Origin of the sequence: Amycolatopsis sp. NPDC023774 (genome assembly GCF_040639695.1) — a bacterium.
Classification (GTDB): domain Bacteria; phylum Actinomycetota; class Actinomycetes; order Mycobacteriales; family Pseudonocardiaceae; genus Amycolatopsis.
In genome coordinates, this window is the sequence record NZ_JBFAAJ010000013.1 from 13,221 (window position 1) to 38,078 (window position 24,858).

The following is a 24,858-nucleotide window of genomic DNA, read 5'->3' on the forward strand; positions in this document are numbered from 1 at the left end:
CGGTGACCAGCCCCAAACACGAACGCACCGGCCCCGACGGCGTGGGGGCCGTGCCCTACCTGCCCCTGTCGAGCGACGAAGAAGCCGCGGCGGCGGAACAGTCCATCGGCAAACTCGTCGGCGACGCCACCCAGCACCTGTCGACGCTGGTCAGGGCCGAGGTCGAGCTGGCGAAGTCGGAGCTCGTCGGCGAGATGAAGAAGGGGCTCAAGGGGGGCGTCTACTTCCTCATCGCCCTCGCGGTGGGGCTCTACAGCTCGTACTTCCTGTTCCTGTTCATCGCGGAGATCCTGTCGGACTGGTGGGGCGTCCGCTGGCCGGCGTTCCTCACCGTCTTCGGCCTGATGCTGCTCACCACCGCCGTCACGGCGTTCCTCGGCTGGCGCAAGGTGAAGAAGCTGAAGGCGCCCGAGCGCACCATCGACAGCGTCAAGGAGACCGCCGCGGCCCTGAAGCCGCGTCGCGCCGCCGAAGAAGACCACCTGCCCGCGACCCGTCCCTGACGCGGCACCGCACCCAGGCTGAGTTACCGGCTGAAGCGGAGCCCGCAGTGCAGCTCACGCCCGACCCGTCGATCGTCCGGATCGACGGTCCGTGGACGCACCGCGACGTCTCAGCCAACGGCATCCGCCTGCACGTCGCCGAGCTCGGCGACGGACCACTGGTACTGCTGCTGCACGGCTTCGGCGAATTCTGGTGGACGTGGCATCACCAGCTGCGCGGCCTCGCGGATGCGGGTTTCCGCGCCGTCGCCGTGGACCTGCGCGGCTACGGCGACTCCGACAAACCCCCGCGCGGCTACGACGCGTGGACGCTGGCGGGCGACGTCGGCGGTCTGATCAAGGCCCTGGGCGCGCGCCGTGCGCACCTCGTCGGCCACGCCTGGGGCGGCATGCTCGCGTGGACCGTCGCCTCGCTGCACCCCCGGCTCGTGTCCTCGGTGACGGCCGTCGGTGGCGCGCACCCGCTCGCACTGAAGTCCGCCGTGCTGCGTTCGCCCGGCCGCCAGGGCCGCGCGGCCGGGCACCTGTTCCGCTTCCAGGTGCCGATGGCGCCGGAGAAGTGGCTGGTCCGCGACGACGCCGCCCATGTGGAGTCGTTGTTCCACAGCTGGTCCGGCCCGGCGTGGCGGTCCTCTTCGGACTTCACGGCCACCGTCGAGCGGTTCCGCCAGGCGATGCTGATCCCGGGCGTCGCGCACTCCGCGCTGGAGTACTACCGCTGGGCCTTCCGCGCGCAGTTCCGCGGCGAGGGCCGGCGCTTCACCGACGCCGTGGGCAAACGCGTCGCCGCGCCCGTGCTGCAGCTGCACGGCGCTGTGGACACGTGCATCGTCCCGGAAACCGCGCGCGCGTCCGTGCACTGGGCCGGGCCGCACGGCGAGCCCCGCGTCTGGCCAGGCGTCGGGCACTTCCCGCACCTGGAGGAGCCGGACCGCGTGACGAAGTCCGTTGTGGACTTCGTGAGCTGACTCAGCTCGCGCAGGCGCCGGTGCTCACGTTCGTCGTCTGCGACGGCGCCGCCGCGACCTCCGCGCGTACCTGTTCCGCGGTCAGGGTGAAACCCGTGTCCGGGTCTTCCACCGCGGCGCCGAAGACGACGCCGATCACGTCGCCGTCGGGGGTGATCATGGGGCCGCCGGAGTTGCCGCTGCGGATGCCGGCGCGGATGGTGAACACGTCGCGCTGCACGGTGTTCGCGTCGTAGATATCGGGGCCGCGCAGGTTGATGCGGCCGCGCACGCGGGCGGCGGTGGAGGTGTACGGGCCGTCGAGCGGGTAGCCGAGCACGATGGCGTTGTCGCCGGCGCGCGCGGTCTCCTGCGCGAACGGCAACACCGGCGCGGACAGGCCCGGCACGGCCAGCACCGCGATGTCGACCTCGGGGTTGAAGTACACGACCCGCGCCCGGTAGTCGCCGCGCGTGGACTCGATGCCGACCTCATCCGTGCCCGCGACCACGTGCGCGTTGGTCATCACGCGCTGCGGCGCGATCACGAACCCGCTGCCCTCCAGCGATTTCGAGCACGACGGCGCGTTGCCGCGGATCTTCACCACGCTCGGGTGCACCCGGCGCGCGACCGCGGTGATGTTCATCGACGTGTCCGGCGGCGCGGCGTCGGCGGCCGGTGCCTTCTCGAACGGTGAGAGCGCCGAGGGGAAGCCCGACGCGTCGAGCAGCTTGCGCAGGTCGCTCGGCAGGCCTTGGGCCTCGGCCGGCATCAGGTCGTTGACCTCGCCCAGCACCACCGACGAGTTGATGGACTTCGCCAGGCCCGGGATGGCCGACACGGTGGTGAGCGGGTTCGCCACGAGCCACGCCACCACGAAAACCGCTGCGGCCTGGACGATCGCGCCCAGCGTCTTGTCCACTCCGGACAGCTTGTCGGGGTTGATCTTCTGGCGCAGCTTGCGCCCGATCCACACCCCGAGCGTTTCGCCGAGCATCACGAGGAACACCACCACGGCGAGCGCGAAGGCCACCTTCGCCACGGGGTTGTCGAACAGCTCGATCACGAACGGCGCCAGCTTCACGCCGAGCACCGCCCCGATGGCAACCCCGATCAGCGCGGGCAGCGCGACGATCACGCCCTGGAACGCCCCCGAAATGGCCGCCAGCACCGCCAGCACCAGCACGAGGACATCGACCCAGTTCACGCCGTCACTCCTCGATCGCCTCTCCCCGCGCCGCATTGCGGGCCCGGTGTTCGGCCAACGCTACGTCAAGGTCGCGCACGTCGCCGGTGTCCCACTCGCGCTCCCAGCCGCCGAGCGAAAGCAGCGCCGACAGCAGCCCGGCGGTGAAGCCCCAGACGAACAGGCCGTCGACGTCGAACGCCGGGCCCTTCCACGGGCGGCCGCGCATCTGCACCTGGAACCGGTTGGCCGGATCGGCGAGATCCGCGAGCGCGACGCGCGCGACAGCGGCCGTCTCGCCGGGGTCCACGGCGTGCACGGGCGAGGGCGTGTGCCAGTAGGCGAGCACGGGCGTCACGGCGAAGCGCGACACCGGCACGGGCAGCTCCGGCAGGATCGCGACGGGCAGGATGCCCGCCGGATCCACGCCCGTCTCCTCCTCGGCCTCGCGCAAGGCCGTGCCGACGGGCCCGCCGTCGCCGTCCTCCGCGCCGCCGCCCGGGAACGCCACCTGGCCCGCGTGCGAGCCCAGCGTGTCGGCGCGGCGCTGCAGCAGCACGTCGGGACCGTCGGCGCGCTCGCCGAAGAGGATCAGGACCGCGGCCGAGCGCGTGAGGGTCTCGTCGACGGTGAAGCGGGTGAACGTGCGGCTGTCGACCTCACCGGACACCTTGACCAGCGGGCGCAGCCACTCCGGCACGGCTTCGGGGTCGACGAGCGGTCCGGTCATGAGAAGTCCTTCACAGCTGCGCGCACCTGGTCGGTGCTGTCGAACGTGCGGGGGCTGGAGATGAAACGGACCTGACCGTCGGGGGTGACGAGGTAGGAGGCGGGCAAGTTCGGCACCTTGAGCGCGGTGCGGATCGGACCGGTGTCCCCAGGGCCGTCGTAGACCGCCGGTAGGTGCACGCCGAGCTGCTGCAGCAGCCCCAGCCCGTCGGCGGCGGGGCTGGCGGTCTGCACGCCGATGATCCGCACGGCACCGGGCTCCGCGGCGTAGCTCTGCAGCACGGGCAGCTCGGTGCGGCACGGCACGCACCACGAGGCCCACACGTTCACCAGCGTCGGGCCGCCGGCGAGGATCTTGCCGACGTCGACGCGCGAGCCGTCGCCGAGGCAGTCGGCCTGGATGCCGGACAGCTGCGCCACGGCGGGCCCGGGCGACGGCGGCGGGCAGGCCTGCAGCGCGGCCTTCGCGCGCACGCCGGCGAGGTCACCGGTCGCCGCGGGCGCGTCCTTCGAGCCGCCACGGGTCGTGAGCACGGCGACCAGCACCGCGACCACCAGGACCGCGACGCCGAGTGCCCACTTGGTGACCGTGGTCACCCGCGCGCCGCCAGCTCGAGGATGTGCTCACGCTCCTCGCCCTTGACGAGCTTCGCGGCGACCTCGAACTCGGTGGGTCCCAATCCGTAGGACGGGCAGTCCTTCTTCAGCGGGCACGCACCGCACGCCGGCTTGCGCGAGTGGCACACCCGGCGGCCGTGGAAGATCACGCGGTGGGACAGCATCGTCCACTCCTTGCGCGGGATCAGCTCCCCCACGGCATGCTCGACCTTCACCGGGTCTTCCTCGGCGGTCCAGCCCCAGCGGCGCACGAGGCGGCCGAAGTGGGTGTCGACCGTGAGTCCCGGCACGCCGAACGCGTTTCCGAGCACGACGTTGGCCGTTTTGCGCCCGACCCCGGGCAGCGTCACGAGGTCGTCGAGCTTCTTGGGCACCTCGCCGTCGAAGCGTTCCACGAGCGCCGCACCCAGGCCCATCACCGAGTTGGCCTTGGCCCTGAAAAAGCCGGTGGGCCTCAGGAACTCCTCGAGTTCGGTGCGATCCGCGCCCGCGTAGGCGGCCGCCGTGGGGTAGCGCTTGAACAACGCGGGCGTGACCAGGTTCACCCGCACATCGGTGGTCTGCGCGGAAAGCACCACCGCGACCAGCAGTTCCAGCGGGTTCGTGAAGTCCAGCTCGGCTTTCGCGTCGGGATACACCTCATCGAGGCAACGCTTCATACGCCGGGCGCGTCTCACCAAGGCGAGCCGGCTTTCATCGGCGCCCTCGCGGGGGGCGTTCGTGACGGCAGGTGGCACCCCGATAGCCTACGGGCGCGTCGGACGAGCCGGGCGGGAGCACCCGCCGGTGGACGGCCGACACGCCAGAGCACCACCTCGGCGCACCGTGTGCCGCGAGGAGCGAGGATCTGGAGTCGATGCTTACTTTCCGTAGTGGATGTGTGTCATGACCGCGTGGTTCGTGATTCTGGTCCCACTGGTGATCATGTTCTTCGCTCTCTTCATGGAGCGGGTGGAGAGCCGCCTTAAGCACGTCGCGGTGCAGGAAAACGAGGTCGAGGAGTTCCTCGAGCAGGCTCAACCCAACGAGGTCAGGGCGCTTTACGGCCACGGAATCGGCCGCGCACTGGAGCTGTTCCGGCTCCGCAGGCTGGGCGGACGGGCAGCCAGGCTTCGCGCGCGGCGCGTGCGGAGTTAGGCTCCCTGTTCGTGCGAGATCGTCTCCGGCTGCCGCGCCCCGCGCGGCGAGCCGACGGGCGATCTCGCCGACACGCCCTAGACTGACGCGAAAGTGATCGGCGACACGGCCTTCGACCTGCGAAGGAAGTGATCGTTTCTCGACGAGGAGGCACCCGAGGTGGACGAAACCCTGGCCCGTGCGGGCATTTTCCAGGGTGTTGAGCCGGCAGCCGCTGAGGCTCTGGCCCAGACCTTGGAATCCGTGGAGTTCCCCCGCGGCCATGTCATCTTCAGCGAGGGTGAGCCGGGCGACAAGCTGTACATCATCCAATCCGGCAAGGTGAAGATCGGGCGCAAGTCGCCGGACGGCCGCGAGAACCTGCTGGGCATCTTCGGCCCGTCGGACATGTTCGGCGAGCTGTCCATCTTCGACCCGGGCCCGCGCACGTCGAGTGCGACCACGGTCACCGAGGTCCGCGCCGTCACCATGGACCGCCCGGCCCTGCGCCAGTGGATCTCGACGCGCCCGGAGATCGCGGAGCAGCTGCTTCGCGTCGTCGCCCGCAGGCTGCGCCGGACCAACAACATGGTCGCCGAGCTGATCTTCACCGACGTGCCCGGCCGCGTGGCCCGCGCGCTCCTGCAGCTCGCACAGCGCTTCGGCAGCCAGGAGGCCGGCCTCCTGCGCGTGACCCACGACCTCACGCAGGAGGAAATCGCCCAGTACGTCGGCGCCTCCCGCGAGACCGTCAACAAGGCCCTCGCCGACTTCGCCCACCGCGGCTGGCTGCGGCTGGAAGGCAAGAGCGTCCTGATCCTGGACCCGGAGCGCCTGGCCCGCCGCGCGCGGTAGTTCTGGCTTTCCGAAGGCCACCCCTCGCCTCACCGGCGGCGGGTGGCCTTCGTCTTATCCGGGCTGGAGCTGGGATCCAGCGTTTGTGGGCGTCCCCCACACGAGCGGCATCCGCCCGCCCGCGCCGTGTCGCAGAGCGTTTTCCCTCCACAACGGCGAAACTGAGTCCGGCTCTGAAGCTGATCCCCAGGGCTCTGAAGCTGACCCCCGGCGGGATCGCGATCCCGCACGCGGCGGCGAAGCCGCCGCAAAAGACAAGGAGCCGGGCGCCACCCCCGACGTGGCGCACCGGCTCCTTGCCTCGCGCGGGCCATCCCCCGACGACCCGCGCTCCCCGCCCTCCGGTTCAGGCCCCGACCCGTATGCCGGAGGGAGCTGGGATGTGCTGTTTCTCAACCATCATGGCCACTACCCACGAATTCAAGGCCATTCACTCTCAAGGACGCGGCTTCGGCCGTTTCGTTGCACTAGTTCACCGAGAATCCATAGAGCGTTACGGGATCGAGACCTCTGCGGCGTAAGCCACGGGGTGACGCACCTGACCGGAAAATAACTGGTACTTCCGTACCACTCGCGGGCATACTGGTACGCGTGTCCCACTCTGCTCGCTCCGAAGGCCGCACCACACTCGCCGACTACCGTGCCGCGCTGAGGGCTCCCGGCTCTCGCCGCCCGGTCGTCGCGTCGGTGCTCGCTCGCTTGCCGATCGCGATGATCGGCATCTCGGCGCTGCTCTACGTGCAGCGCGAGACCGGCTCGTTCGCCGCCGCCGGGCTGGTCTCCGCCAGTTCGCTCGCCGGCGTGTCCGTGGGCGCGGTGGTGCAGGGGCGGCTCATCGACCGCTACGGGCCCACGCGGCCGCTCCTGGTCACGGTGGGACTGTTCGCGCTGTCGATGGTCACGCTGGCCCTGGCGATCGAGGGCCACGCGCCGACGTCAATGCTGGTCGCGCTCGCCGCCGCCACGGGTCTGTCGGAGCCGATGATCGGGTCGGCCTCGCGTGCGTTGTGGACGAAGCTGCTTCCGGAGGGCCCTGCGCGCAACGCGGCCTTCTCGTATGAAGCGATCAGCATGGAGGTGTTCTTCATCCTCGGTCCGGGTATCGCGGGCCTGCTGATCACGGCGCCGTGGGCCGGCACGGGCATGGTCGCGGGTGCCGCGGCGATGGTCACCGGCGCGACGGTGTTCGCGCTGAGCCCCGCCGTGCGCGCCTGGGGTCCTGCGCCGCGCGCGAAGACGCGGCTGCTGGGTGCGCTGGCGAGCCCGGGAATGCGGACGCTCGCCGTGGCTGCACTGGGCTTCGGTGTGGTGATCGGGTTCGTCGAGGTGGCCGTGCCGGCCGCCGCGACGGAGTCCGGGCACGCGGCGCTGAGCGGACTGCTGCTTTCGGCGTGGTCGTTGACGTCGGTGGCGTTCGGCGTGGCGTACAGCCTGCACCCGTGGCCGCGCCGGCTGGGTTTGCGCCTGCCCGCGTTGCTGGGCGGGTTCGGCGCGCTGGTGGCGCTGCTGGCGCTGCCGTCGTCGCTGTGGGCGCTGGCGCTGCTGATGCTGCTGGCGGGCGCGCTGATCACGCCGCAGTCGACCACGCACTCGACGGCGATCGAGACCGTCGCGCCGCGCGGTACGGCCGCGGAGGCCTTCGGCTGGGTCCTCACGGCGGTGACGCTGGGGCTGGCCGCCGGCCAGTCGGTGAGCGGTTACCTGGTCGAGCACTCGGGCCCGAGCGCGTCGTTCCTGGCCGCCGGCGTGGCCGGGGTGGCGCTGGCGATCGTGGTGTGGCTGATGCGCGGCACGGTGCGCGTGCCGGCCGCGGAGCCGGCGGGCTCGGGTGAGCTCGTGGGCGTCGGCCACTGACGTTTCCGCAGGCCGGCAGGCCTACGGCCGGTTTTTGTCGGTGGCCGGCGCTAGCTTCGCGGGCATGGACCTGACGTCACCGGCACGGCCCCTGTCCACGGCTGTGAACGCCGCCGCGCGCCTGCTGCCGAGGCAGGCCGCGCTGCGGCTGTGCGCCGATGCGGACGGGCTCGAGGTCGCAGGCAGCGATCGCGACCTGTCCGTACGCTTGGCGTGCCCGGCGACGTCCCACACCGACGGGGAGGTGCTCGTGCCGGCGGCGCCGCTGGCCGAGACGCTGAAGATGCTGGACCTCGACCAGGTGCGCCTGGTCGTCGAAGGCAGCCGGCTGGCGGTGCGCGTGGAAGGGGCGCGTTTCGCCCTGCCGCTGCTCGACCGGGGTGCGCGCGTGGAGCCCGCACGGCCCCCACGGTTGTCCGAAGTGGACGGGGAGCTGCTGGCGGCCGCGGTCCGCACGGTCGCGGGCACGGCCGCCAAGGATGATCCGCTGCCGGTCTTCACCGGCGTGCGCGTGCAGGGCTCCGGTGGCACGCTCGTGCTCACCGCCTCGGACCGCTACCGCATGGCCGTGGCGCGAGTGCCGTTGCGAGCGGCGTGGGGGCCGCTCGACGTGCTCGTGCCGGCGCGCCTGCTGACCGAGGCCACGCGCCACGCCACCGGCACGCTCACCCTCCACGCCGACACCGGCCACTTCGGCCTGGCCTGGACCGGCGGCACCGTCACCACCGCCGTGCTCGACGCGGGGTTCCTGTCGGCCGACGCGATTCCGAGTGGCGACGTCGACACGAAGGTCGAGTTGCCCGCGGACACCCTCGCCGCGGCCATCCGCCGCGTCGGCGTATACGCCGAAGACCGTCGCGTCCTGACCCTCGAGGTGGGCGACGCCCACGTCCGCCTCGCCAGCACGCGTGCCGACACGGGCGAAGCCGAGGAGACCCTGAAGGCAAACGTTTGCGGCGGCCGCACCTCGCCGTCGTTCCAGGCGCGCTACCTCCTGGACGCCCTCGCGCCCTTCGCGGATTCCACCGTGCGGCTGTCGATCCAGCCGGGGCTGCGCGCCTGCGTCCTGACGGCGGCGGAGACCCGGGAGGTGAGCCTCACGTACTACCTCATGCCGATGCTGCCTCGCTGAGGCAGAGGGGGACGCGCCGGCCGCGGGCTTTCCGCGACCGCACCGACGGCTCGCCGCGGAAGGACCACCCCCGAGCGGACAGCCTCGTCCGCGGCGAACCGGCCCCGCGTCGGATCGATGTCCGTACCGCGGGCCGGATTGCCGGGGTGGCAGTCGACCCGCTGCACAGGTGTCCTCGCCCTGACAACAGCAGCGCGGCCGGCGGGCGAGATCAGGGCGCGACCCAGCTGCCCGAGCGTTTGATGGTCCGGATCATCGGCGCCGTCTCGACCTGGTGGATGCCGGGGAGAGCGCCGAGGCGGATGGCGAGGAAGTCGTAGAGGGCGTCGTCGTCGCGGCAGCCGATGCTGAGTGTCAGGTTGGTCGGACCGGTCGTGGCGGCGACGAGCGCGACCTCCGGATAGGTCGCGACCTCGCGGCCACGGCGTCGAGGCGGGACGGGGTGACGCCGAGCCACAGCAAGGCCGATAGGGACGCGCCGAGGAGAGCGGCGTCGACCTCGACGTCGAAGTAGAGGGCACCCGTGGCCCGCAGGTGCTCGAGGCGACGGCGGACCGTCGTTTCGGAGCGTCCCGACGCGGCGGCCAGAGTGGCCAGCGAGGCACGGCCGTCGTGGGCCAGGGCGGCGAAAAGGGCGTCGTCACCCGGTTCCAGACGCGGTGCCACTGCGCTGCCCTCCCACACGGGGGTCAGCGCGGCGACCTGAGCGGCGTTCAGGGCACTGGCACGCCCAGGCCAGCCCGCCGGACCACCGGCGAAGCGGCGCAGCATTCGGTGCGCCGTCACGGACACCACGCGCGGCGTACCCGGCAGCTGCCCGAGCAGCAGGCCCTCGTCTGCCTCCTGGCGGGGCGCCGAGGTGTAGCAGGCGATCTCCGTGCCGCCGGACCTCAGGCTGACCCACGACGTGTCGTCGCGCCGCGCCAGGGCCGTGGCGATGGCGCCCGCCGCGTCGGGCATGCAGCGCACCCGCAGCAGCCACAGCACCCGCCCGAGTTTCGTCACCTCCGGCACGCCCACGACCCGCACCTCCCCCGTCGAACGCAGCCGGCGGTAGCGCCGCGCCACGGTCTGGTCGGACACGCCCAGCACCTCGGCCAAGCGGCTGAACGGCACGCGCCCGTCGAGCTGGAACGCGTGCGTCAGCCGGCGGTCGAGGTCGTCGAGCTGAGGTGAATCCACCGGACAGCCTGTTCCCTGTCGGATTTCGAGCACCTGGAGCGAATGAGCAGCCAGAACCGCCGGTGTGGACGACAGTCGGGAACACGGAAGGAGCCGTGCATGAACCTCGACCACACCGTCTTCCTGGCCCAGCACTACGAACGAGTCTGGCAGCGCTACGAGCAGCTCGGCTTCACCCTCAGCCCACCGTCGCGCCCCTTCGCCGCGGGCATCAGTGGCAGCGAGCCGACGCTCAGCTGCACGGCCAACCGCTGTGCTTACTTCGGCGGCTCGTTCGTCGAGCTGATCGGCATCGTCGACGCGACGGCGGGCGACCCGTGGCAGGTGCTGCCGATCGTCGCGCGCGGCGACGGCCTGCACGGTGTGTCTTTCGGCGTGCCCGACACCGATGCGGCCGAGCGACGGCTGCGCGAGGCGGCCTGTCGAAGTCCGGCGTGCTTGCCCTGCAACGAGACGTCGACACCCCCGAGGGCACCCGCACCGCGCGGTTCCGCAGCGTCCACCTGCTCCGCGACCGCACGCCGGAAGCCATCCTGCACACGGCCGAGCACCTCACGCCGGAGTACGTGTTCCAGCCGCAGTTCCTCAGCCACGCCAACACCGCCAAGGGTCTCGACAGTGTCCAGCTCGTCGTCGCCGACGCCGACCTGCCCGCCTACACCCGCCGCTACGAAAAAATCCTCGACCGGAAGCCCACGAACAACTCGTTCCGTTGAGCCCCGGCCGCCTCGACCTCGTCGCCGCGACGAGGCTCGACGACGTCCTCCCCGGCGAGCAGCACCCCGCCTGCCGTACTTCGCGGCGCAAACCGTCGCCGTCGAAAACCTCGCTCCCGCACGGAAACTGGCCGCAGACGCCGACCTCCCCACCATCGACCTGCGCGGCGGTGGCTTCTTCGTCCCCGCCGCCCACGCCGGCGGTGCGGCCCCCGGTTTCCTGGAAAGGTGACTGTGATGATCATCGAGACGACCAGCGGCAAGGTCCGTGGCGCCGGCGGCGCGTTCCGCGGCATCCCCTACGCCCACCAGGAACGCTTCCAGCCGCCGACGAAAGCCCCCACGTGGGCAGGGGTGCGCGACGCGCTGGAGCCCGGCCCCGCGCCGATCCAGCTGCCGTCGCGGCTCGAACCCGTGATCGGGTCGGTGGCGCTGGCGCAGTCGGAGGATTGCCTGTCGCTCAACGTCTTCACGACCTCGACCACCGGCTCGCGCCCGGTCCTGGTGTGGCTCCACGGCGGCGCGTTCCTCACCGGCTCCGGCGGCCAGGGCTGGTACGACGGCACGCGCCTCGCCAACGAGGCCGACGTCGTCGTGGTCACCCTCAACTACCGCCTCGGCGTCCTCGGCTTCCTGCCCCTTGACGGTGTCGCGCCGCCGAACCTCGGCATCGCCGACCAGCTCGCCGCGCTGGAGTGGGTGCGCGACAACGTCGCGGCCTTCCGCGGCGACCCCGGGCGCGTCACGCTCGCCGGCCAGTCGGCGGGCGCCCAGTCGACGCTCGCCCTGTGGTCCGCACCTCGCGCGCAGGGCCTGGTGCACCAGATCGGACTGCAGAGCGCGCCCGTCGGCTTGCCGCCGCAGACGCCGGACGAAGCGGCGGGCTGGGCGGACAAGTACCTCCGCGCCCTCGGTGCGAGCGCCGCGGAAGAGCTCACCACGATGTCCGCCGCCCAGTTGCTCGACGGCCTCAAGACACTCGCCGCCAGGTCAGGGCGGGGATCGCGCCGCCGCTCCAGCTCGTCGGCGACCAGGACCTCGTCGCCGACGACCTCATCACCGCAGCGAAACCGGCCCGCGCTCTCGTCAGCTGGACCCGTGACGAAGTCCGCGCCTACGGTCCCGAGGCGCCCCAAGAACAAATCGACCAGCAGACGGCAGCCCTCTTCAGCGGCGACCTGCCCCGGCTGACCGAACAGCTCGGCGTGGAGGCCACCCTGATGCGCTTCGACTGGGCCGCGCCCGGCAACCCGTACGGCGCCTGCCACTGCATCGACGTCCCGTTCCTCTTCGGCACGCACGGCGCGGCCCCGGGAGCCGCCTGTCTCGCGGGTGCGCCCGAAGGTCTGCCCGAGATCACCGATCTCCGCCGGGTGCGGGCCCAGTTCCTCCACGGTGAACGCCCGGTCGTCGACACCCCGCTGCTCACCGCGTTCTGAGCAGTTCCGAGCACAGAACGGGCCGCTCACCAGGCCGGTGAGCGGCCTTTTCCCAAGCCGTCAGGCCGCCGAAGCAGCCTTCACCGCCGCCTCGACCTCGGCGAACGACGGGTTCACCATCGCGGTCGACCCGACGATCACCGTCGGCACGGTCTCGTTGCCGTTCGCCACCTCGCGCACGCGCTCGGCCGCACCCGGCTCCTCCCAGATGTTGATCTCCTTGACGTTCAGGCCACTCGCCATCAGCGGCCGCCGCAGGGCCGCGCAGAAGCCGCAGCCCGGCCGCCAGTAGAACTCGACCTCGACGTCACTCATCGCCCGTCCTCCGAAGCACGTAGGTAGTCCAGCTGCGCCCGCACGCTCAGTTCGGCAGGCGCCCACAGCGCCCGGTCGACGTCCGCGTAGACCACCTCGACCACCTGTCGCGGCGACGCGTCTGCCCCGAGCACCTGCAAAGCGGAACGCACCTGGTCCAGCCGCTGTTCCCGATGGGCCAGGTATTCGCGCGCGGTCGCGGGCAGATCGGCCAGTTCCGGGCCGTGGCCGGGCAGGCCGGGCGTGCCGTCGGCCAGCTCGATGAGCTTGCGCAGCGACCGCAGGTAGTCGCCGAGGTCCTTGAGCACGGTCGTGCCCCGCCCGAGGATCGTGTCGCCGGTGAGGATCTGCCCGGCGACATGCAGGGACACGGAGTCGTCGGTGTGCCCCGGCGTGTGCAGCACGCGGAACTCGAGCCCGCCCGCGGTGAACACCTCACCGTCGGCCAACGCCGAGGCGCCGACGCACAGCGAAGCGTCGAACGCCCGGATCGGCGCGCCCACGCGCTCGGCGAACCACGGCGCGCCCTCCGCGTGGTCGGCGTGGTGGTGGGTCAGCACCACGAGCTCGACGGCACCGACGGCCGCGAGCTTCTCCAGGTGCTCCAGGTCGCGGTAACCGGGGTCGACGACCACGCCGGCCGACGCGTCCGCACCACGCAGGATCCAGCTGTTCGTGCCCTCGAGCGTCATCGTCGACGGGTTGTTCTCCAGCAGCACCTGCGCAGTCTCGGAGACGCGGCGAAGCACGCCGTACGCGGGAGCAGTCACCGGTCAGACCTCCGTCGGGTCGAGGACGACGCGGAAACGGTCGCCTTCCTTGATGAGCGTCGGCATGGTCCGCACGATCTCGCGCTGAGCGGCCAGCAAGGCTTCGGCCGTGGTGAACTCGTCGATCTCGGTGAGCGTGAGCCACGTCGGGGGCATCAGCATGCGGCGGCCTTCGCGGGCGTCGCCGATCGCGGCCGATGGGCGCTGCCAGCTCGTGGCGAGCGCCTCGGACGTCGCGCCGTCCGCGCGCTGGCCTTCGGGCAGCTTCGCGGAGAAGAAGCGGGTGTCGTAGCGGCGCGGTTCCTGCGGCGGCGTGACCCAGTGGGCGAACGGCCGCAGCAGGTCCGCCCGCAGCGTCAGCCCGGCGTCGGCGAGGAACGCGGCGAGCGAGATCTCCCGGCTCTCCAAGGCTTTCCGGGCTTCGGCGTACGGCGCGACGTCGGCGACCACCGCGTCTTCCGTGCCCGCCAGCAGCACGCCGGACTCCTCGAACGTCTCGCGGACGGCCGCGCACACGAGCGCGCGGGCGAGGCTCTCGTCGCACGTGAACTGCCCGGCCCACCAGCTCGGCGGCGGCCCGGCCCACCCGACGGACGCGTCGGCGTCGCGCGGATCCACTCCGCCGCCGGGGAACACGGTCATGCCGCCGGCGAAGGGCATGCCCTTGACGCGGTGCTGCAGGAAGACTTCGAGACCGTCCGCGCCGTCTCGGGTGAGAATCACCGTGGCGGCGTCCTTGGGCGTCACGGGCGGGCCGTCGGCGTTCGCCCTCGTGCTGACTCCGGCCCCCACGGGGATGTCGAAAAGGAACTCACGCGGCCGATCCACCGAGGCAACATACCTCGCGCCCGTGACCTCCCGCCCACAAGTTGTGACATGTCACTGACGCACCGCAGCCCCGGACCCACGCGGGCCCGGGGCTGCGATCAAAACGTCAGAATCTCAGGAGGACGACCAGCGGTCGCCACCCGAGCGGGACGCGCCGTTGAGCCGCAGCCGCGCCGCCTCGGCGCGTTCGCGCTCGGCCAGCTCCTCGTGCAGTTCCCGCAGCAGCGCGCGGTCGCGCTCCGACAGGCTCGGGTCGTCCAGGTCCAGCGCCGGCAGCTCCACGACCTCGTGCATGCTCGGCTTGCCCGCGGCGATCTCGCGGCCCTTCTCCGGGTCCTCCGCGAGCGCCTGGCGCAACTGGGCGACCTCGGCCGGCGTCAGGTCGGCGGTGCGCTCGGCGCGCGTCTCCGACCGCGACTTGCGCGAGTTGTCCGGCTGCGGGGCCGGCGCGTTCTGCACGATCGGCACCACGGGCGCGACGGCCTCGGGCGCCTGCCGGATGCTGTGCCTGCTCGGGGCCTCCATCACCACCGGCTCCACCACAGGCGTCGGCACCGGGGTGGATGCCGGAGCCGGCGGCGGGGTCACGACCGGCTCGGGACGGTAGTCCGAGGTCGACGTGTGCGTGCTGCCGGTGACCCACACCGGAGTGGCGACGGACGCGGCCGACTGGTGGTACGCGGACCGTGCGACACCCGGGCCGCTGACCTCGACGACGGAGCGGATGCCGGCGCGGCGCAGGGCCGTGTCGACGCGGAACGCGACCGCGGGCGGATTGCCCTCCGGGCCCAACTCCACCAGCACCACGCGCTGTGGCAGCGCACCCGGCACGGAACCCGCCGGGGTGTTGCGCCACACCGCGTGCACCGAGCGGACGTCCGGCAGCACCTGCAGGGTGCGGTCGAGCGCCTCGGCCAGCCCGAACTCCGGCTGGTTGTCGCCGGTGAAGCGGTGGCTGTGGACCTGCTCGGCCTCGTCGACCAGCAGGTCGTTGGCGAGCGTCGCGTCCGACCGGCTCATCTCGAGCACCAGCGCCAGCTCGCGCTGCTCGGCGGAGCTGACGGAGATGCGGCCCGCGATGAGCGTGCCGGTCGTCAGCTCCACGGCTTCGTCGATGTGCGCGCGGGCGATCAGCTCACGCGCTTCGGTGAGCGCGCTGTCGTCGATGCGGCCCGCCAGGGCCAGCAACAAGTTGTGCAGGCGCAGGGGCACCGAGAACCCGTCCATGGGCGGGCCTTCGTGAACCTCCACCATTGCTCTGCTCCTCCCAGCTCGCCTGGCGGCTCGAGCGTTAAGCGGCGACGAGTCGATTACCGGAACCCGCGGCGCCGACGCAGACCAGCTCGGAATTGGCGAGCGCGGCCCGGTGGTACCCGGGAAGGTCGAAGCGCGGTGGGATGACCTCGACGCTCGGTTCCTCGTCTCCCAGCACCCGCAGCACGCGCTGCAGTTCGCCGGTGAGCCTCGGCAGCCCGGACGTCGCCGTCACCAGCAGGACTCGCTTGGCCCCACCCTCACCGACCACACCGAGGTGTCGCCAGCTTTGCCGCACTTCCCCCACATCCGCGCGTCCTCGCAACGTTGCGTGGAGCAAGACGGACACAGAGTCGACTGAGTTCACCCATTCGGGCGCACTCGGTGTGAATGTGTACCTGGTCTCGGTGACGTCGTCTACCCCCAGGGTGGAACTCACCTGGTGCCAGTCGGCGCCATGCGGGATGAGACCCGCGACGAGCAGGCGGTACTCGGTTTGGTCCAGATCGATCCTGTGCTTGAGCAAAGACCTGGGCAGCGTGCGCGCGAGCGTGCCCATCGCGCCCTCGCCCAGCCAGTCGCGGAACCGCCACAGGAGCTGGTCGGGCGTGCGGCCCGCGAGCCGGATCAGCAACTCGTGCAGGGACTGTTCGATGTCGGGATCCATCACTTCACCTCCACGATCAGTTCGACCTCCACGGGCGCCCCGATGGGCAGCTCCGCGACACCGACGGCCGAGCGGGCGTGCTTGCCCGCGTCGCCGAAGATCTCGCCGAGCAGCTCCGAAGCACCGTTGACCACCGCGGGCTGGCCGGTGAAGCCCTCCGCGGACGCGACGAAGCCGACCACCTTGACGATCCGCGTCACCGAGTCGATGCCCACGAGTGCGTGCACCGCGGCCAGCGCGTTGAGCACGGACGTGCGGGCGTGGCCCTTGGCCTCTTCGGGGCTGACCTCCGCGCCGACCTTGCCGGTCGCGGCGAGCGTGCCGTCGACGAAGGGCAGCTGGCCGGAGGTGTAGACGTGCGAGCCGCTCTGCACGGCCGGCACGTAGGCGGCCAGCGGCGCGGCGACGCCGGGCAGTTGGATACCGAGCTCGGCGAGCCGGGAAGTCCAGGTCACGAGGGGTCCCCTCAGTTCTTCGGGCGCTTGAGGTACGCGACGTGCTGCTCGCCGCTCGGGTTCGGGAGCACGGTGACCAGCTCCCAGCCGTCCTCGCCCCACTGGTCGAGGATCTGCTTCGTCGCGTGGATCAGCAGGGGGACGGTCGCGTACTCCCATTTGGTGGCGCTCATGACCGGGGAGCGTAGCCAAGCGGGCAAGGGCGGTCATGGCCACCGCCGTCCAACGGCCGGGCCGCTCAGGGGAACACAGGTGCACCCGTCCAGGTGAACGACTCACCGGCCGTCGGGGAATGTGGTCCACTTCACACCTTCAGCACTCGCTAGCGTGGTGTCGTGGAGACGTGGCGAATCGTCGCGACCGCCTTGCTGGCCGCGGCCGGGCTGCCGCTCGTGCTCGTGGTGATGGCCAAGGTGCGCGACCACGTGAACAGCTCGGCCCGGGTGGCGATCGGCGGCGCGATCACGTTCACGACGCTGGTCGTGGTGGCCGTGCTCACGCTCACCGTGCTGCCCGGCCCGCTCACCTGGATCCTCGTCGCGGTGGTCGCGGCTGCGGTCGGCGTCATGGTGCTCGCGAGCTGAGCGCCGGTTTAGTGTTGACGGTGTGACCACACCCTCCGCCGGCTGGCCCGACGAGCTCACCCGGGCCCGGCTGCACTTCGTCACCGGCAAGGGCGGCACCGGCAAGACCACCCTCGCCGCCGCGCTGGGCCTGGCCCTCGCCCGCGAGGGCCGCCGGGTGCTGCTGATCGAGGTCGAGGGCCGCCAGGGCATCGCCCAGCTCTTCGACACGGAGCCGCTGCCGTACGCGGAGCAGCGCATCGCGTCCGTTCCCGGCGGGGGCGAGCTTCGCGCGCTGCACATCGACGTCGAGGCCGCACTGCTCGAGTACTTCGAGATGTTCTACAACCTGGGCTTCGCCGGCCGGACCCTGCGGCGGATGGGCGCGATCGAGTTCGCGACCACGCTCGCGCCGGGTCTGCGTGACGTCCTGCTCACCGGGAAGATCAAGGAGTGCGTGGGCCGCACGGAGTCCGATGGCCGCCACACCTACGACGCCGTGGTGGTCGACTCGCCGCCCACGGGCCGCGTCGTCAAGTTCCTCGACGTCACCAAGGCCCTGACCGACCTCGCCAAGACCGGCCCGATCCGAGGACAGGCCGATGGCGTCGTGCGACTGCTGCACTCGGGCGAGACCGCCATCCACCTCACCACGCTGCTGGAAGAGATGCCGGTGCGGGAGACCGTGGAGGCGGTGGCGGAGCTCGACGGCGCGGACCTGCGCCCGGGCGCCGTCCTGGTCAACCGCGTGCGCCCGCCACGCCTGCCCGCGCGTTCCGTCACCGCGGCCGCCGACGGTCGCGTCGACGCCGGCCGCGTGCGCTCGGGCCTCGCGTCGGCCGGGCTGAAGCTGCCGGACGACACGCTCGAGGCGCTGGTGGAGGAGACCGTCGAACACGCCGTGCGCGTGGCCGCCGAGCAGCGGGCCCGCGAGCAGCTCGCCGAGGCCGACCTGCCGACGCTGGAGCTGCCGGAGGTCACCGATGGCGTCGACGTCGCGGCGCTCTACGACCTCGCGGAAGCGTTGCTGGAACAGGGGGTGCGCTGATGACGCTGATCGACGTCGACGCCCTGCTCGACGACCCGGAGAGCCGCGTGATCGTGTGCTGCGGCTCCGGCGGCGTCGGCAAGACGACCACCGCGGCGGCACTCGCATTGCGCGCGGCCGAGCGCGGCCGGCAGACGGTGGTCCTGACCATCGACCCGGCCCGCCGGCTGGCGCAGGCGCTGGGCCTGCGCGAGCTGGGCAACCACCCGCGTCAGGTGCAGGTGGCTGGGTTCGAGCCCAAGGGCGAGCTGTGGGCGATGATGCTCGACATGCGCCGCACCTTCGACGACATGGTGCGCGTGCACGCGGGCCCCGAGCGCGCCGAGCAGCTGCTGCAGAACCCCTTCTACCAGACCATTTCCACGTCGTTCTCCGGCACACAGGAGTACATGGCGATGGAGAAGCTGGGCCAGCTCGCCGCCACGGACGAGTGGGACCTGATCGTGGTCGACACGCCGCCGAGCCGCTCGGCGCTCGATTTCCTGGACGCGCCGACGCGCCTGTCCAGCGCGCTCGACGGGCGCATGATCCGGCTGCTGACCGGTCCCGCGAAGGCGGGCGGCTGGGGGCTGCGCAAGGTGGTCAGCGCGGGGTTCTCGATGTTCGCGAAGGCCGTGTCCACGATCATCGGTGGGCAGCTGCTGGCCGACGCGTCGGCGTTCATGCAGGCCTTCGACAGCATGTTCGGCGGGTTCCGCGAGCGGGCGCGCAAGACGGCGGAGCTGCTGCGTTCCAGTGGCACGTCGTTCCTCGTGATCGCCTCGCCGGAGCCCGACGCGCTGCGCGAGGCGTCGTACTTCGTCGAGCGGCTCGCGGGTGAGTCGATGCCGCTCGCGGGTCTCGTCGCGAACCGGACGCACCCGGTGCTCGCGTCGCTCTCGGCCTCGGAGGCGATCGCGGCCGCGGAGTCGCTGCAGAAGGGCGACACGAGTGCGCCGCTGGCCGAGGCCGTGCTGCGGCTGCACGCCGACCGCGTGGCGCTGGCCGAGCGGGAGAACCGGCTGCTGGCGCGGTTCACGAAAGCACATCCGGAAGTGCCGCTGGTGCGAGTGCCGGCGTTGGCCGGTGACGTGCACGACCTCGAAGGTCTGCGCGACATCGGCACCAAGCTCGTGAGTGGCTAGGCCTGGTCTCGACCCAGCCCAGCCACTCACGAAGGTGTCAGCCGACTTGCGCGCCTTCCAGCGCGTCGCGCTTCGCCGCCTCGAGCAGCTCGGTCCAGCTGGTGACGTCGGAACGCCGGCGCAGCAACGCACGGCGCTCGCGTTCGGTCATGCCACCCCAGACACCGAAGTTGATCCGGCCGTCGAGCGCCTCGGCGAGGCATTCCGTGCGAACCGGGCACCCCATGCACACGGCTTTCGCCCGGTTCTGCTCGGCGCCGCGCACGAAGAGCCCGTCGGGATCCGCATCCCGGCACGACGCGCTCATGCGCCAGCTCGACTGGTTGGTCTCCATACCCCCAGCTCCCTACCCTGGTGTTCGACACCAGCGAAGGTGAAGCTCCCGCTCCCACCCCCGCGAGCGTGTCTCCCTCTGCTCCCACGTCGGTGACGGCACCTCCCCGGTGCCGCTGCCGCTGTTCGGTCCAGAGGAGCTCCCACTCGCACTGGGACCGTCGGTCGGCAAATCTTTCGTGAGACGTTGACGGACTGTAGGGGCCCTCGGTTCCCTCCGCCAAGACCTAGCATGCATTCCGTTACCGGAAGTCACCTCATGGGGTCCGTTTTGTCACTACTGTCGCCCCCTGGCGGGTGTGAGGTAACGGGAGCACAACCGGCCTTCAGTACCCTGGCCTTCGTGCGCAAAACGGACGGTCTCTTCAAGCTCATCGGCCTCTGTCTGCTCGCGGGGGTGCTCGTCGCCGGAATCCTGTTCCCCGTGGTGGGCGCGGCCGGTGTCGCGTCGAACCAGGCGAGCGAGACGGTGGAGAAGACATCGTCCGACCTCGCCGACATCCCACCACCCCTGGTGACGACCATCACCGACTCGGGCGGCAAGCCCATCGCGACGCTGTACGACCAGTACCGCATCCCCGTCGCGGCCGACGAGATCAACGAGGCCATGAAGTGGGCTCTGGTGTCGGTGGAGGACAAGCGCTTCTACGAGCACCACGGCGTCGACTGGCAGGGCACGCTGCGCGCGGCCGTGTCCAACAGCACCGGCGGTGACACGCAGGGCGCTTCGACGCTCACGCAGCAGTACGTGAAGAACTACTTGATCAACGTGGTGTACCGAGGCGACAAGGTCGGCCAGGAGAAGGCGCAGGAGCAGACACTCGCGCGCAAGCTCAAGGAAGCGCGGATCGCCATCCAGCTCGAGACGAAGCTGTCGAAGCAGCAGATCCTCGCCGGGTATCTCAACATCGTCGAGTTCTCGCGCCAGATCTTCGGCATCGGCGCCGCCGCGCACGCGTACTTCAACACCACGCCCGAGAAGCTGACGGTGCCCCAGGCGGCGCTGCTGGCGGGCCTGGTGAACAACCCGATCAACGACGACCCGTGGAAGCACCCGGACAAGGCCACCGCGCGCCGCAACCTCGTGCTCGACCGCATGGTGGACAACCGCAAACTGGCGAAGGCCGACGCCGACCGCTTCAAGGCCTCGCCGCTCGGCGTGGTCCCCGACGCCCCCGCGAAGCCCGCGTCCAACTGCACCGGCGCCGGCCCGGAGAACGGCTTCTTCTGCCAGTACGTCGAGGACTACCTGCTGAAGGCCGGCTTCTCCAAGGACGACCTGTACACCGGCGGCTACACGATCAAGACCACGCTGGACGAAAAGGCCAACCACGAGGCAAAGGTCTCGGCGGAGACGCAGGTCAAGAAAACGCAGAAAAACGTGGCGAACACGTTGTCGTTGGTGCGGCCGGGAAAGACGCGCCATGAAGTGGTGGCGCTGGCGGCGAACCGGGATTACGGGATCGACGCGGATCAGGGCCAGACCACGTTTGCTTTGCCGTCCGGCGTGTACAACACGGGCGGGGCGGGGTCAAGCTACAAGATCTTCACGACGGCTGCTGTGCTGGACCGCGGGATTGCCGGGATCTACAGCACCATCCCCGTGGGAGACAGCTATACGTCCCACGTGTTCTCCGGTGGTGGTGACCAATGCCCGCCTACCGGGCCGCCGTTGCGTTCCCGCTGGTACTGCGTCGGAAACGCCGGGCACTACGGCGCGTCGAACACGCTTCAGGGTGCCCTGGCGACCTCTCCCAACACCGCGTTCGTTGCCCTCGAGGACAAGCTCGGCAGCACCGCACCGGGTATCGACATGGCGGTGCGGCTCGGTATGAAGAACACGATGGCGAGCAACACCGGCGGCGGCCCCGTTGATCCGAAGGACCCGGGCAAGGCCCAAAGCCAGGCCAAGGCATACGGACCGACCGACCGCACTCCCGGCTTCGGCGCGTTCACGCTCGGCTTCAGCCCGACCAGCGGCCTGGAAATGGCCAACGTCGCCGCGACCCTCCTGAGCGGCGGCGTCTGGTGCCCGCCCACGCCCCTGGCCGGCATCAGCGACCGCAACGGGAAAGCCGTGCCGTACAAGGAAGAGGCTTGCAACCAGGCCGTCCCCGAGGGCCTCGCGAACACCATGGTCGTCGGCATGAGCAAGGACGACCAACCGGGCGGTACCTCAGCCGCGGCGGCCGCGGCCGTGGGCTGGAACCGCCCCATCCTCGGCAAGACTGGCACCACCCAGAACAACGGTTCTGCAACCTTCGTCGCCGGCACCCCGCAAATGGCCGGTGCGGCGATGGTCTTCCGGCCCGAGGGCGGCACGGGCGGCCTCTGCTTCCGCTCAGTCGGCACCGTCACCACCTGCGGCACCGGCAATATGTTCGGCGGCAAAACCCCCGCCCAGACCTGGTTCGGCGCGATGAAGAACATCATGGCCGACCAGCCGATCGCGCAGCTGCCACCGGAGGACCCGAAGTACACCGGCCGCTGACTCTTGGCGCCGGCCGGGAGCTTGGTCTCCCGGCCGGCGCTTTCTTTGTGAGCGCTGACGCAATTCTTAGCCTGAATGGCCGCTGTTCAGACCCGCGATTCGGCGGAAAGATGATCACATGGGGCGTGGACCGCACCATCACTCCAACCGCGCAGTGCTTCGAACAGCTGACCGGAGAATGATGTGCCGATCGCCTTCGCGTTACTGCTCATCCTGTTCGGCACGACGTTGTTTCTGTCGGTGCTTCCTTGGCGCCGACCCGTGGACATCTGGGTGCTGATGGCGATACCGCTCGGTTCTCTGGGCTTGGTTGCCTTCTTCCGCCTGGACGACTGGGCGGCCGGAGACTGGCCGCCCCTGCTCTGGCTCTCCACGCTCGGGCCGGGCTCACTGATCGCGATCGTGCGCCTTTTCCTGATCGCACTCGGGCGTTCTCCGGGGCACGTCCGCTCGAAATGAAATCAGTGAGCATCGTGGCCGGGCTGGCTGAACGAGGACCCCGCGGTCCACGACCCGGATCCGCGCCGGGCCGAGGCCGCGGCGAACCGTCGAGCGGCTTGTCGCCAAAGCGCTCCGGCGTCATGTAATCCAGCGTGCCGATGACGTTTCCCGTGCCGTGATCGACGTCACGGTGCCCGACCTCAACCGCGCGATGCCGAAGTCCACCAAATAGACGAAATCACCATCGGTGACGAGGATGTTCGACGGCTTCACGTCGCGGCGGACGAGGCCGTCGGCGTGGGCGGCGTCCAACGCGCTCGCGACCTGGGTGACCAGGCCGGCGGCCCGCGCGGCCGTCAGCGGTCCCGCCGCGATGAGGTCTCCAGGTCCTGCCCCTCGACCAGGCGCATGTCGAGGTAGAGCCGGTCGTCGATCTCGCCGTAGGCGTGGATGGGAATGACGTGCGGCTCGCGCAGCCGCGCCACCACCTGTGACTCGCGGCGGAAGCGCGCGCGGAACGCCTCGTCGGCCACGTAAGCGTCGGAAAGCCGCTTCAGCGCGACAACGCGGTCGTGCGCGGTGTCGTAGGCGCGGTGCACTTCGCCCATCCCGCCTCGGCCCAGCAACGCCTCGATCCGGTACGGCCCGAACTGTTCCATCGTTCTCCCCAAGCCCCCGGCTTGTCACCCGTACTCGGGCCGACGCAGATGCCCACCAGCGAGTTCGCCCGAACCGGCCGGTGTCACCCGACTGTTGAGCACGCAATCGGATACCGACCGCACGCTCAGTGATCAGCGTGTCCGGAAAGACGTGGTGCACCTCGGACCCGCGCTCGAACAGCCGCCACTGCTCAACCGGCCCCGCGCACGCCGGGAACACCTCCAGCACCGCGGATCCGGAGATCACCAGCTTCACAGCACCCGCACGGCCGAGCTCGGCGGACTCCACCCGGTACTCGCCGGCTTCGAGGCGCGCGGTCAGCCGCCGCGCCTTGCGGTCGTACATCGTGCGGCGTTCGGCGTACGCGGCCTCGTCGCCGCGCGCGGCGGGGTACGCCAGGTCTTCACTGCCGATCAGCACGGTGTCGCCGCCGACGAAGCGGAACGGGCACCGCGCGTGCAGCCGCGTCTCGACGTCGCCGAGCACGAACCCGACCTCAACCATGTTCACGGTGCGCCCGACGTGACGCGGGCGGCGACCAGCCGCGCCAGGCCCACGCGCACCTCCGCTTCGGTCGACATCGGACTCAACCTAGCCGCGCCCGAGAGCCTCGCGCTGCCCGCAGGCCCCGCAACATGCCAACCACGTATCCTCGCCTTGTGAGCACGCTCAGTAACACCAGCACTGCCAAGAAGCTCGCCGTGGGGACCCTCGCGCTCGGGGCCGCGACGCTCGGTTACGCCGTAGGCGTCGAACGGCGGCGGTTCACCCTCCGCAGGGCCGAGCTGCCCGTGCTGGCCCCGGGCTCGAAGCCGTTCACGATCCTGCACGTCTCCGACCTGCACATGCTCCCCGGACACCGCGCGAAGCAACGCTGGGTGGCCGCGCTGGACCGGCTCGAACCCGACCTCGTGGTGAACACCGGCGACAACCTCTCGCACCAAACGGCCGTGCCGTCGGTGCTGCGCGCACTCGGCCCGCTGCTCGACCGGCCGGGCGTGTTCGTCTTCGGCAGCAACGATTACTACGCGCCCAAGCCGAAGAACCCCGCCCGCTACCTCATGCCGAAGGGCAAGAAGAAGCGCATCCACGGCACGAAGCTCCCGTGGCGCGACCTGCGCGCGGCGTTCCTCGAGCACGGCTGGACCGACCTCACCCACTCGCGCCACACGCTCGACGTCGCGGGCCAAATTGTGTTCGCCGCCGGTCTCGACGACCCGCACCTGCACCGCGACCGTTATCGCGAGATCGCCGGCCCGGCCGACGAGGGCGCCGTCGTGCGGCTCGGTGTCACACACTCGCCCGAGCCGCGCGTGCTGGACCCGTTCGCCACGGACGGTTACGACCTTGTCCTCGCCGGCCACACTCACGGCGGCCAGCTGCGCGTGCCCGGCTACGGCGCCCTCGTGACCAACTGCGAGCTCGACCGCACCCGCGCCCGCGGCGCCTCGCGCTGGGGCGCGCACATGTGGCTGCACGTCTCGGCCGGGCTGGGCACGTCGCCGTACGCGCCGGCGCGGTTCGCGTGCCCGCCGGAGGCCAGCCTGTTGACGCTGGTTCCGCGCGGTTCCGGGGCCGCCGAAGGCCGTAAGGCAACCCCGAGGAAACCCGCCAAGACCGTCGGCTAAACTT

The 24,858-nt window shown here is 70.9% G+C and carries 32 protein-coding genes and 1 pseudogene; 17 read left to right on the top strand and 16 right to left on the bottom strand.

Features of this window, described 5'->3' with window-relative positions; genetic code table 11:
* The first annotated feature begins 2 nt into the window (after positions 1-2).
* Both AB0F91_RS25265 and AB0F91_RS25270 read left to right on the top strand, forming a co-directional pair.
* Positions 3-503, top strand: coding sequence for a phage holin family protein (locus AB0F91_RS25265; RefSeq protein ID WP_360601106.1), 501 nt, complete (start codon positions 3-5; stop codon positions 501-503).
* 47 nt (positions 504-550) lie between these two features.
* A complete protein-coding gene (locus tag AB0F91_RS25270; RefSeq protein WP_360601108.1) occupies positions 551-1,471 on the top strand; it encodes an alpha/beta hydrolase in 921 nt (306 codons plus the stop codon).
* Between the two features lies 1 nt (position 1,472).
* On the opposite strand, the gene AB0F91_RS25275 is transcribed toward AB0F91_RS25270, so the two are convergent.
* The 4 genes from AB0F91_RS25275 to nth are packed head-to-tail and all read right to left on the bottom strand — an operon-like array spanning position 1,473 to position 4,642.
* Positions 1,473-2,657: a MarP family serine protease gene (locus AB0F91_RS25275; RefSeq protein ID WP_360601110.1), complete on the bottom strand. Its 1,185-nt coding sequence runs from the start codon at positions 2,655-2,657 to the stop codon at positions 1,473-1,475.
* Between the two features lie 4 nt (positions 2,658-2,661).
* Positions 2,662-3,366 carry a CoA pyrophosphatase gene (locus AB0F91_RS25280; RefSeq protein WP_360601112.1) on the bottom strand — a complete coding sequence of 235 codons (705 nt, stop codon included), beginning with the start codon at positions 3,364-3,366 and terminating at the stop codon, positions 2,662-2,664.
* A complete protein-coding gene (locus tag AB0F91_RS25285; RefSeq protein ID WP_360601114.1) occupies positions 3,363-3,962 on the bottom strand; it encodes a TlpA disulfide reductase family protein in 600 nt (199 codons plus the stop codon). The genes AB0F91_RS25280 and AB0F91_RS25285 overlap by 4 nt, the downstream gene beginning before the upstream one ends.
* Positions 3,959-4,642: an endonuclease III gene (gene nth, locus AB0F91_RS25290; RefSeq protein ID WP_360601116.1), complete on the bottom strand. Its 684-nt coding sequence runs from the start codon at positions 4,640-4,642 to the stop codon at positions 3,959-3,961. Before nth ends, AB0F91_RS25285 begins: the two co-directional genes overlap by 4 nt.
* A gap of 226 nt (positions 4,643-4,868) precedes the next feature.
* On the opposite strand from nth, the gene AB0F91_RS25295 reads away from it, so the two are divergent.
* From AB0F91_RS25295 to AB0F91_RS25310, 4 genes are all read left to right on the top strand, one after another.
* Positions 4,869-5,120, top strand: a complete 252-nt coding sequence (locus AB0F91_RS25295) for a hypothetical protein (RefSeq protein ID WP_204092841.1) — start codon at positions 4,869-4,871, stop codon at positions 5,118-5,120.
* Positions 5,121-5,279: 159 nt separating this feature from the next.
* Positions 5,280-5,954: a Crp/Fnr family transcriptional regulator gene (locus AB0F91_RS25300; RefSeq protein ID WP_204092840.1), complete on the top strand. Its 675-nt coding sequence runs from the start codon at positions 5,280-5,282 to the stop codon at positions 5,952-5,954.
* A 591-nt stretch (positions 5,955-6,545) separates the two neighbouring features.
* Positions 6,546-7,808 carry an MFS transporter gene (locus AB0F91_RS25305; protein ID WP_360601117.1) on the top strand — a complete coding sequence of 421 codons (1,263 nt, stop codon included), beginning with the start codon at positions 6,546-6,548 and terminating at the stop codon, positions 7,806-7,808.
* 64 nt (positions 7,809-7,872) lie between these two features.
* Positions 7,873-8,940, top strand: coding sequence for a DNA polymerase III subunit beta (locus AB0F91_RS25310; RefSeq protein ID WP_360601119.1), 1,068 nt, complete (start codon positions 7,873-7,875; stop codon positions 8,938-8,940).
* Positions 8,941-9,151: 211 nt separating this feature from the next.
* On the opposite strand, the gene AB0F91_RS25315 is transcribed toward AB0F91_RS25310, so the two are convergent.
* Positions 9,152-9,397, bottom strand: coding sequence for an Lrp/AsnC ligand binding domain-containing protein (locus AB0F91_RS25315; protein WP_360601121.1), 246 nt, complete (start codon positions 9,395-9,397; stop codon positions 9,152-9,154).
* Complete coding sequence (locus AB0F91_RS25320; RefSeq protein ID WP_360601123.1) at positions 9,295-10,122, bottom strand: AsnC family transcriptional regulator; 828 nt, start codon at positions 10,120-10,122, stop codon at positions 9,295-9,297. Before AB0F91_RS25320 ends, AB0F91_RS25315 begins: the two co-directional genes overlap by 103 nt.
* 99 nt (positions 10,123-10,221) lie before the next feature.
* On the opposite strand from AB0F91_RS25320, the pseudogene AB0F91_RS25325 reads away from it, so the two are divergent.
* The 4 genes and pseudogenes from AB0F91_RS25325 to AB0F91_RS25340 form a co-directional block, all read left to right on the top strand.
* Positions 10,222-10,536: pseudogene (locus tag AB0F91_RS25325) on the top strand (VOC family protein); the annotation flags it as partial.
* 20 nt (positions 10,537-10,556) lie between these two features.
* Positions 10,557-10,838 (top strand): hypothetical protein, encoded by a 282-nt coding sequence (locus tag AB0F91_RS25330; RefSeq protein WP_360601413.1) that lies wholly within the window; start codon positions 10,557-10,559, stop codon positions 10,836-10,838.
* Positions 10,839-11,075: 237 nt separating this feature from the next.
* Positions 11,076-12,029, top strand: a complete 954-nt coding sequence (locus AB0F91_RS25335) for a carboxylesterase family protein (RefSeq protein ID WP_360601125.1) — start codon at positions 11,076-11,078, stop codon at positions 12,027-12,029.
* Between the two features lie 14 nt (positions 12,030-12,043).
* Positions 12,044-12,277 carry a hypothetical protein gene (locus AB0F91_RS25340; protein WP_360601127.1) on the top strand — a complete coding sequence of 78 codons (234 nt, stop codon included), beginning with the start codon at positions 12,044-12,046 and terminating at the stop codon, positions 12,275-12,277.
* 60 nt (positions 12,278-12,337) lie between these two features.
* On the opposite strand, the gene AB0F91_RS25345 is transcribed toward AB0F91_RS25340, so the two are convergent.
* From AB0F91_RS25345 to AB0F91_RS25375, 7 genes are all read right to left on the bottom strand, one after another.
* Positions 12,338-12,592 carry a glutaredoxin domain-containing protein gene (locus tag AB0F91_RS25345; protein ID WP_220244876.1) on the bottom strand — a complete coding sequence of 85 codons (255 nt, stop codon included), beginning with the start codon at positions 12,590-12,592 and terminating at the stop codon, positions 12,338-12,340.
* Positions 12,589-13,362 (bottom strand): MBL fold metallo-hydrolase, encoded by a 774-nt coding sequence (locus AB0F91_RS25350; RefSeq protein WP_360601129.1) that lies wholly within the window; start codon positions 13,360-13,362, stop codon positions 12,589-12,591. The genes AB0F91_RS25345 and AB0F91_RS25350 overlap by 4 nt, the downstream gene beginning before the upstream one ends.
* 3 nt (positions 13,363-13,365) lie before the next feature.
* Positions 13,366-14,190, bottom strand: coding sequence for an NUDIX hydrolase (locus AB0F91_RS25355; RefSeq protein ID WP_360601131.1), 825 nt, complete (start codon positions 14,188-14,190; stop codon positions 13,366-13,368).
* Positions 14,191-14,304: 114 nt separating this feature from the next.
* Positions 14,305-15,444 (bottom strand): hypothetical protein, encoded by a 1,140-nt coding sequence (locus AB0F91_RS25360; RefSeq protein WP_360601133.1) that lies wholly within the window; start codon positions 15,442-15,444, stop codon positions 14,305-14,307.
* 37 nt (positions 15,445-15,481) lie between these two features.
* Positions 15,482-16,111 carry a hypothetical protein gene (locus tag AB0F91_RS25365; RefSeq protein WP_220244880.1) on the bottom strand — a complete coding sequence of 210 codons (630 nt, stop codon included), beginning with the start codon at positions 16,109-16,111 and terminating at the stop codon, positions 15,482-15,484.
* Positions 16,111-16,566 (bottom strand): RidA family protein, encoded by a 456-nt coding sequence (locus AB0F91_RS25370; RefSeq protein ID WP_360601135.1) that lies wholly within the window; start codon positions 16,564-16,566, stop codon positions 16,111-16,113. Before AB0F91_RS25370 ends, AB0F91_RS25365 begins: the two co-directional genes overlap by 1 nt.
* Positions 16,567-16,577: 11 nt before the next feature.
* Positions 16,578-16,739, bottom strand: coding sequence for a DUF4177 domain-containing protein (locus AB0F91_RS25375; RefSeq protein WP_006238837.1), 162 nt, complete (start codon positions 16,737-16,739; stop codon positions 16,578-16,580).
* A gap of 162 nt (positions 16,740-16,901) precedes the next feature.
* Between AB0F91_RS25375 and AB0F91_RS25380 the strand changes: the two genes are divergently transcribed.
* From AB0F91_RS25380 to AB0F91_RS25390, 3 genes are read left to right on the top strand one after another with little or no spacing between them, the layout of a single operon-like run.
* Positions 16,902-17,150 (top strand): hypothetical protein, encoded by a 249-nt coding sequence (locus tag AB0F91_RS25380; protein ID WP_360601137.1) that lies wholly within the window; start codon positions 16,902-16,904, stop codon positions 17,148-17,150.
* Between the two features lie 22 nt (positions 17,151-17,172).
* Positions 17,173-18,177 carry an ArsA-related P-loop ATPase gene (locus AB0F91_RS25385; protein ID WP_360601139.1) on the top strand — a complete coding sequence of 335 codons (1,005 nt, stop codon included), beginning with the start codon at positions 17,173-17,175 and terminating at the stop codon, positions 18,175-18,177.
* A complete protein-coding gene (locus AB0F91_RS25390) occupies positions 18,177-19,301 on the top strand; it encodes an ArsA family ATPase (protein ID WP_360601141.1) in 1,125 nt (374 codons plus the stop codon). Before AB0F91_RS25385 ends, AB0F91_RS25390 begins: the two co-directional genes overlap by 1 nt.
* A 37-nt stretch (positions 19,302-19,338) precedes the next feature.
* On the opposite strand, the gene AB0F91_RS25395 is transcribed toward AB0F91_RS25390, so the two are convergent.
* The gene (locus AB0F91_RS25395; RefSeq protein ID WP_360601143.1) at positions 19,339-19,635 is read right to left on the bottom strand and encodes a WhiB family transcriptional regulator; all 297 of its coding nucleotides are present in this window, start codon (positions 19,633-19,635) and stop codon (positions 19,339-19,341) included.
* Between the two features lie 342 nt (positions 19,636-19,977).
* On the opposite strand from AB0F91_RS25395, the gene AB0F91_RS25400 reads away from it, so the two are divergent.
* Both AB0F91_RS25400 and AB0F91_RS25405 read left to right on the top strand, forming a co-directional pair.
* Positions 19,978-22,125, top strand: a complete 2,148-nt coding sequence (locus AB0F91_RS25400; RefSeq protein ID WP_360601145.1) for a transglycosylase domain-containing protein — start codon at positions 19,978-19,980, stop codon at positions 22,123-22,125.
* Between the two features lie 183 nt (positions 22,126-22,308).
* Positions 22,309-22,584 carry a hypothetical protein gene (locus AB0F91_RS25405; RefSeq protein ID WP_360601147.1) on the top strand — a complete coding sequence of 92 codons (276 nt, stop codon included), beginning with the start codon at positions 22,309-22,311 and terminating at the stop codon, positions 22,582-22,584.
* Between the two features lie 120 nt (positions 22,585-22,704).
* Here the strand turns inward: AB0F91_RS25405 and AB0F91_RS25410 are convergent, their stop codons facing one another.
* Together AB0F91_RS25410 and AB0F91_RS25415 are read right to left on the bottom strand one after the other, a co-directional pair.
* Positions 22,705-22,878, bottom strand: coding sequence for a hypothetical protein (locus AB0F91_RS25410; RefSeq protein WP_360601149.1), 174 nt, complete (start codon positions 22,876-22,878; stop codon positions 22,705-22,707).
* 44 nt (positions 22,879-22,922) lie between these two features.
* Positions 22,923-23,225, bottom strand: coding sequence for a protein kinase (locus AB0F91_RS25415; RefSeq protein ID WP_360601151.1), 303 nt, complete (start codon positions 23,223-23,225; stop codon positions 22,923-22,925).
* A 154-nt stretch (positions 23,226-23,379) separates the two neighbouring features.
* Here AB0F91_RS25415 and AB0F91_RS25420 point away from each other — a divergent pair, with 154 nt between their 5' ends.
* Positions 23,380-23,889 (top strand): hypothetical protein, encoded by a 510-nt coding sequence (locus AB0F91_RS25420; protein ID WP_360601153.1) that lies wholly within the window; start codon positions 23,380-23,382, stop codon positions 23,887-23,889.
* Positions 23,886-24,854: a metallophosphoesterase gene (locus AB0F91_RS25425; protein ID WP_360601155.1), complete on the top strand. Its 969-nt coding sequence runs from the start codon at positions 23,886-23,888 to the stop codon at positions 24,852-24,854. The genes AB0F91_RS25420 and AB0F91_RS25425 overlap by 4 nt, the downstream gene beginning before the upstream one ends.
* Positions 24,855-24,858 lie beyond the last annotated feature (4 nt).

Excerpts from the sequence above, each read along its gene's own strand:
- AB0F91_RS25295 (WP_204092841.1), top strand. The coding sequence starts at position 4,869 with ATGACCGCGTGGTTCGTGATTCTGGTCCCACTGGTGATCATGTTCTTC.
- AB0F91_RS25345 (WP_220244876.1), bottom strand. The coding sequence starts at position 12,592 with ATGAGTGACGTCGAGGTCGAGTTCTACTGGCGGCCGGGCTGCGGCTTC.
- AB0F91_RS25395 (WP_360601143.1), bottom strand. The coding sequence starts at position 19,635 with ATGGAGACCAACCAGTCGAGCTGGCGCATGAGCGCGTCGTGCCGGGAT.
- AB0F91_RS25415 (WP_360601151.1), bottom strand. The coding sequence starts at position 23,225 with ATGGAACAGTTCGGGCCGTACCGGATCGAGGCGTTGCTGGGCCGAGGC.
- AB0F91_RS25390 (WP_360601141.1), top strand. The coding sequence starts at position 18,177 with ATGACGCTGATCGACGTCGACGCCCTGCTCGACGACCCGGAGAGCCGC.
- AB0F91_RS25310 (WP_360601119.1), top strand. The coding sequence starts at position 7,873 with ATGGACCTGACGTCACCGGCACGGCCCCTGTCCACGGCTGTGAACGCC.
- AB0F91_RS25365 (WP_220244880.1), bottom strand. The coding sequence starts at position 16,111 with ATGGATCCCGACATCGAACAGTCCCTGCACGAGTTGCTGATCCGGCTC.
- AB0F91_RS25335 (WP_360601125.1), top strand. The coding sequence starts at position 11,076 with ATGATCATCGAGACGACCAGCGGCAAGGTCCGTGGCGCCGGCGGCGCG.
- AB0F91_RS25360 (WP_360601133.1), bottom strand. The coding sequence starts at position 15,444 with ATGGTGGAGGTTCACGAAGGCCCGCCCATGGACGGGTTCTCGGTGCCC.
- AB0F91_RS25280 (WP_360601112.1), bottom strand. The coding sequence starts at position 3,366 with ATGACCGGACCGCTCGTCGACCCCGAAGCCGTGCCGGAGTGGCTGCGC.
- AB0F91_RS25375 (WP_006238837.1), bottom strand. The coding sequence starts at position 16,739 with ATGAGCGCCACCAAATGGGAGTACGCGACCGTCCCCCTGCTGATCCAC.
- nth (WP_360601116.1), bottom strand. The coding sequence starts at position 4,642 with ATGAAGCGTTGCCTCGATGAGGTGTATCCCGACGCGAAAGCCGAGCTG.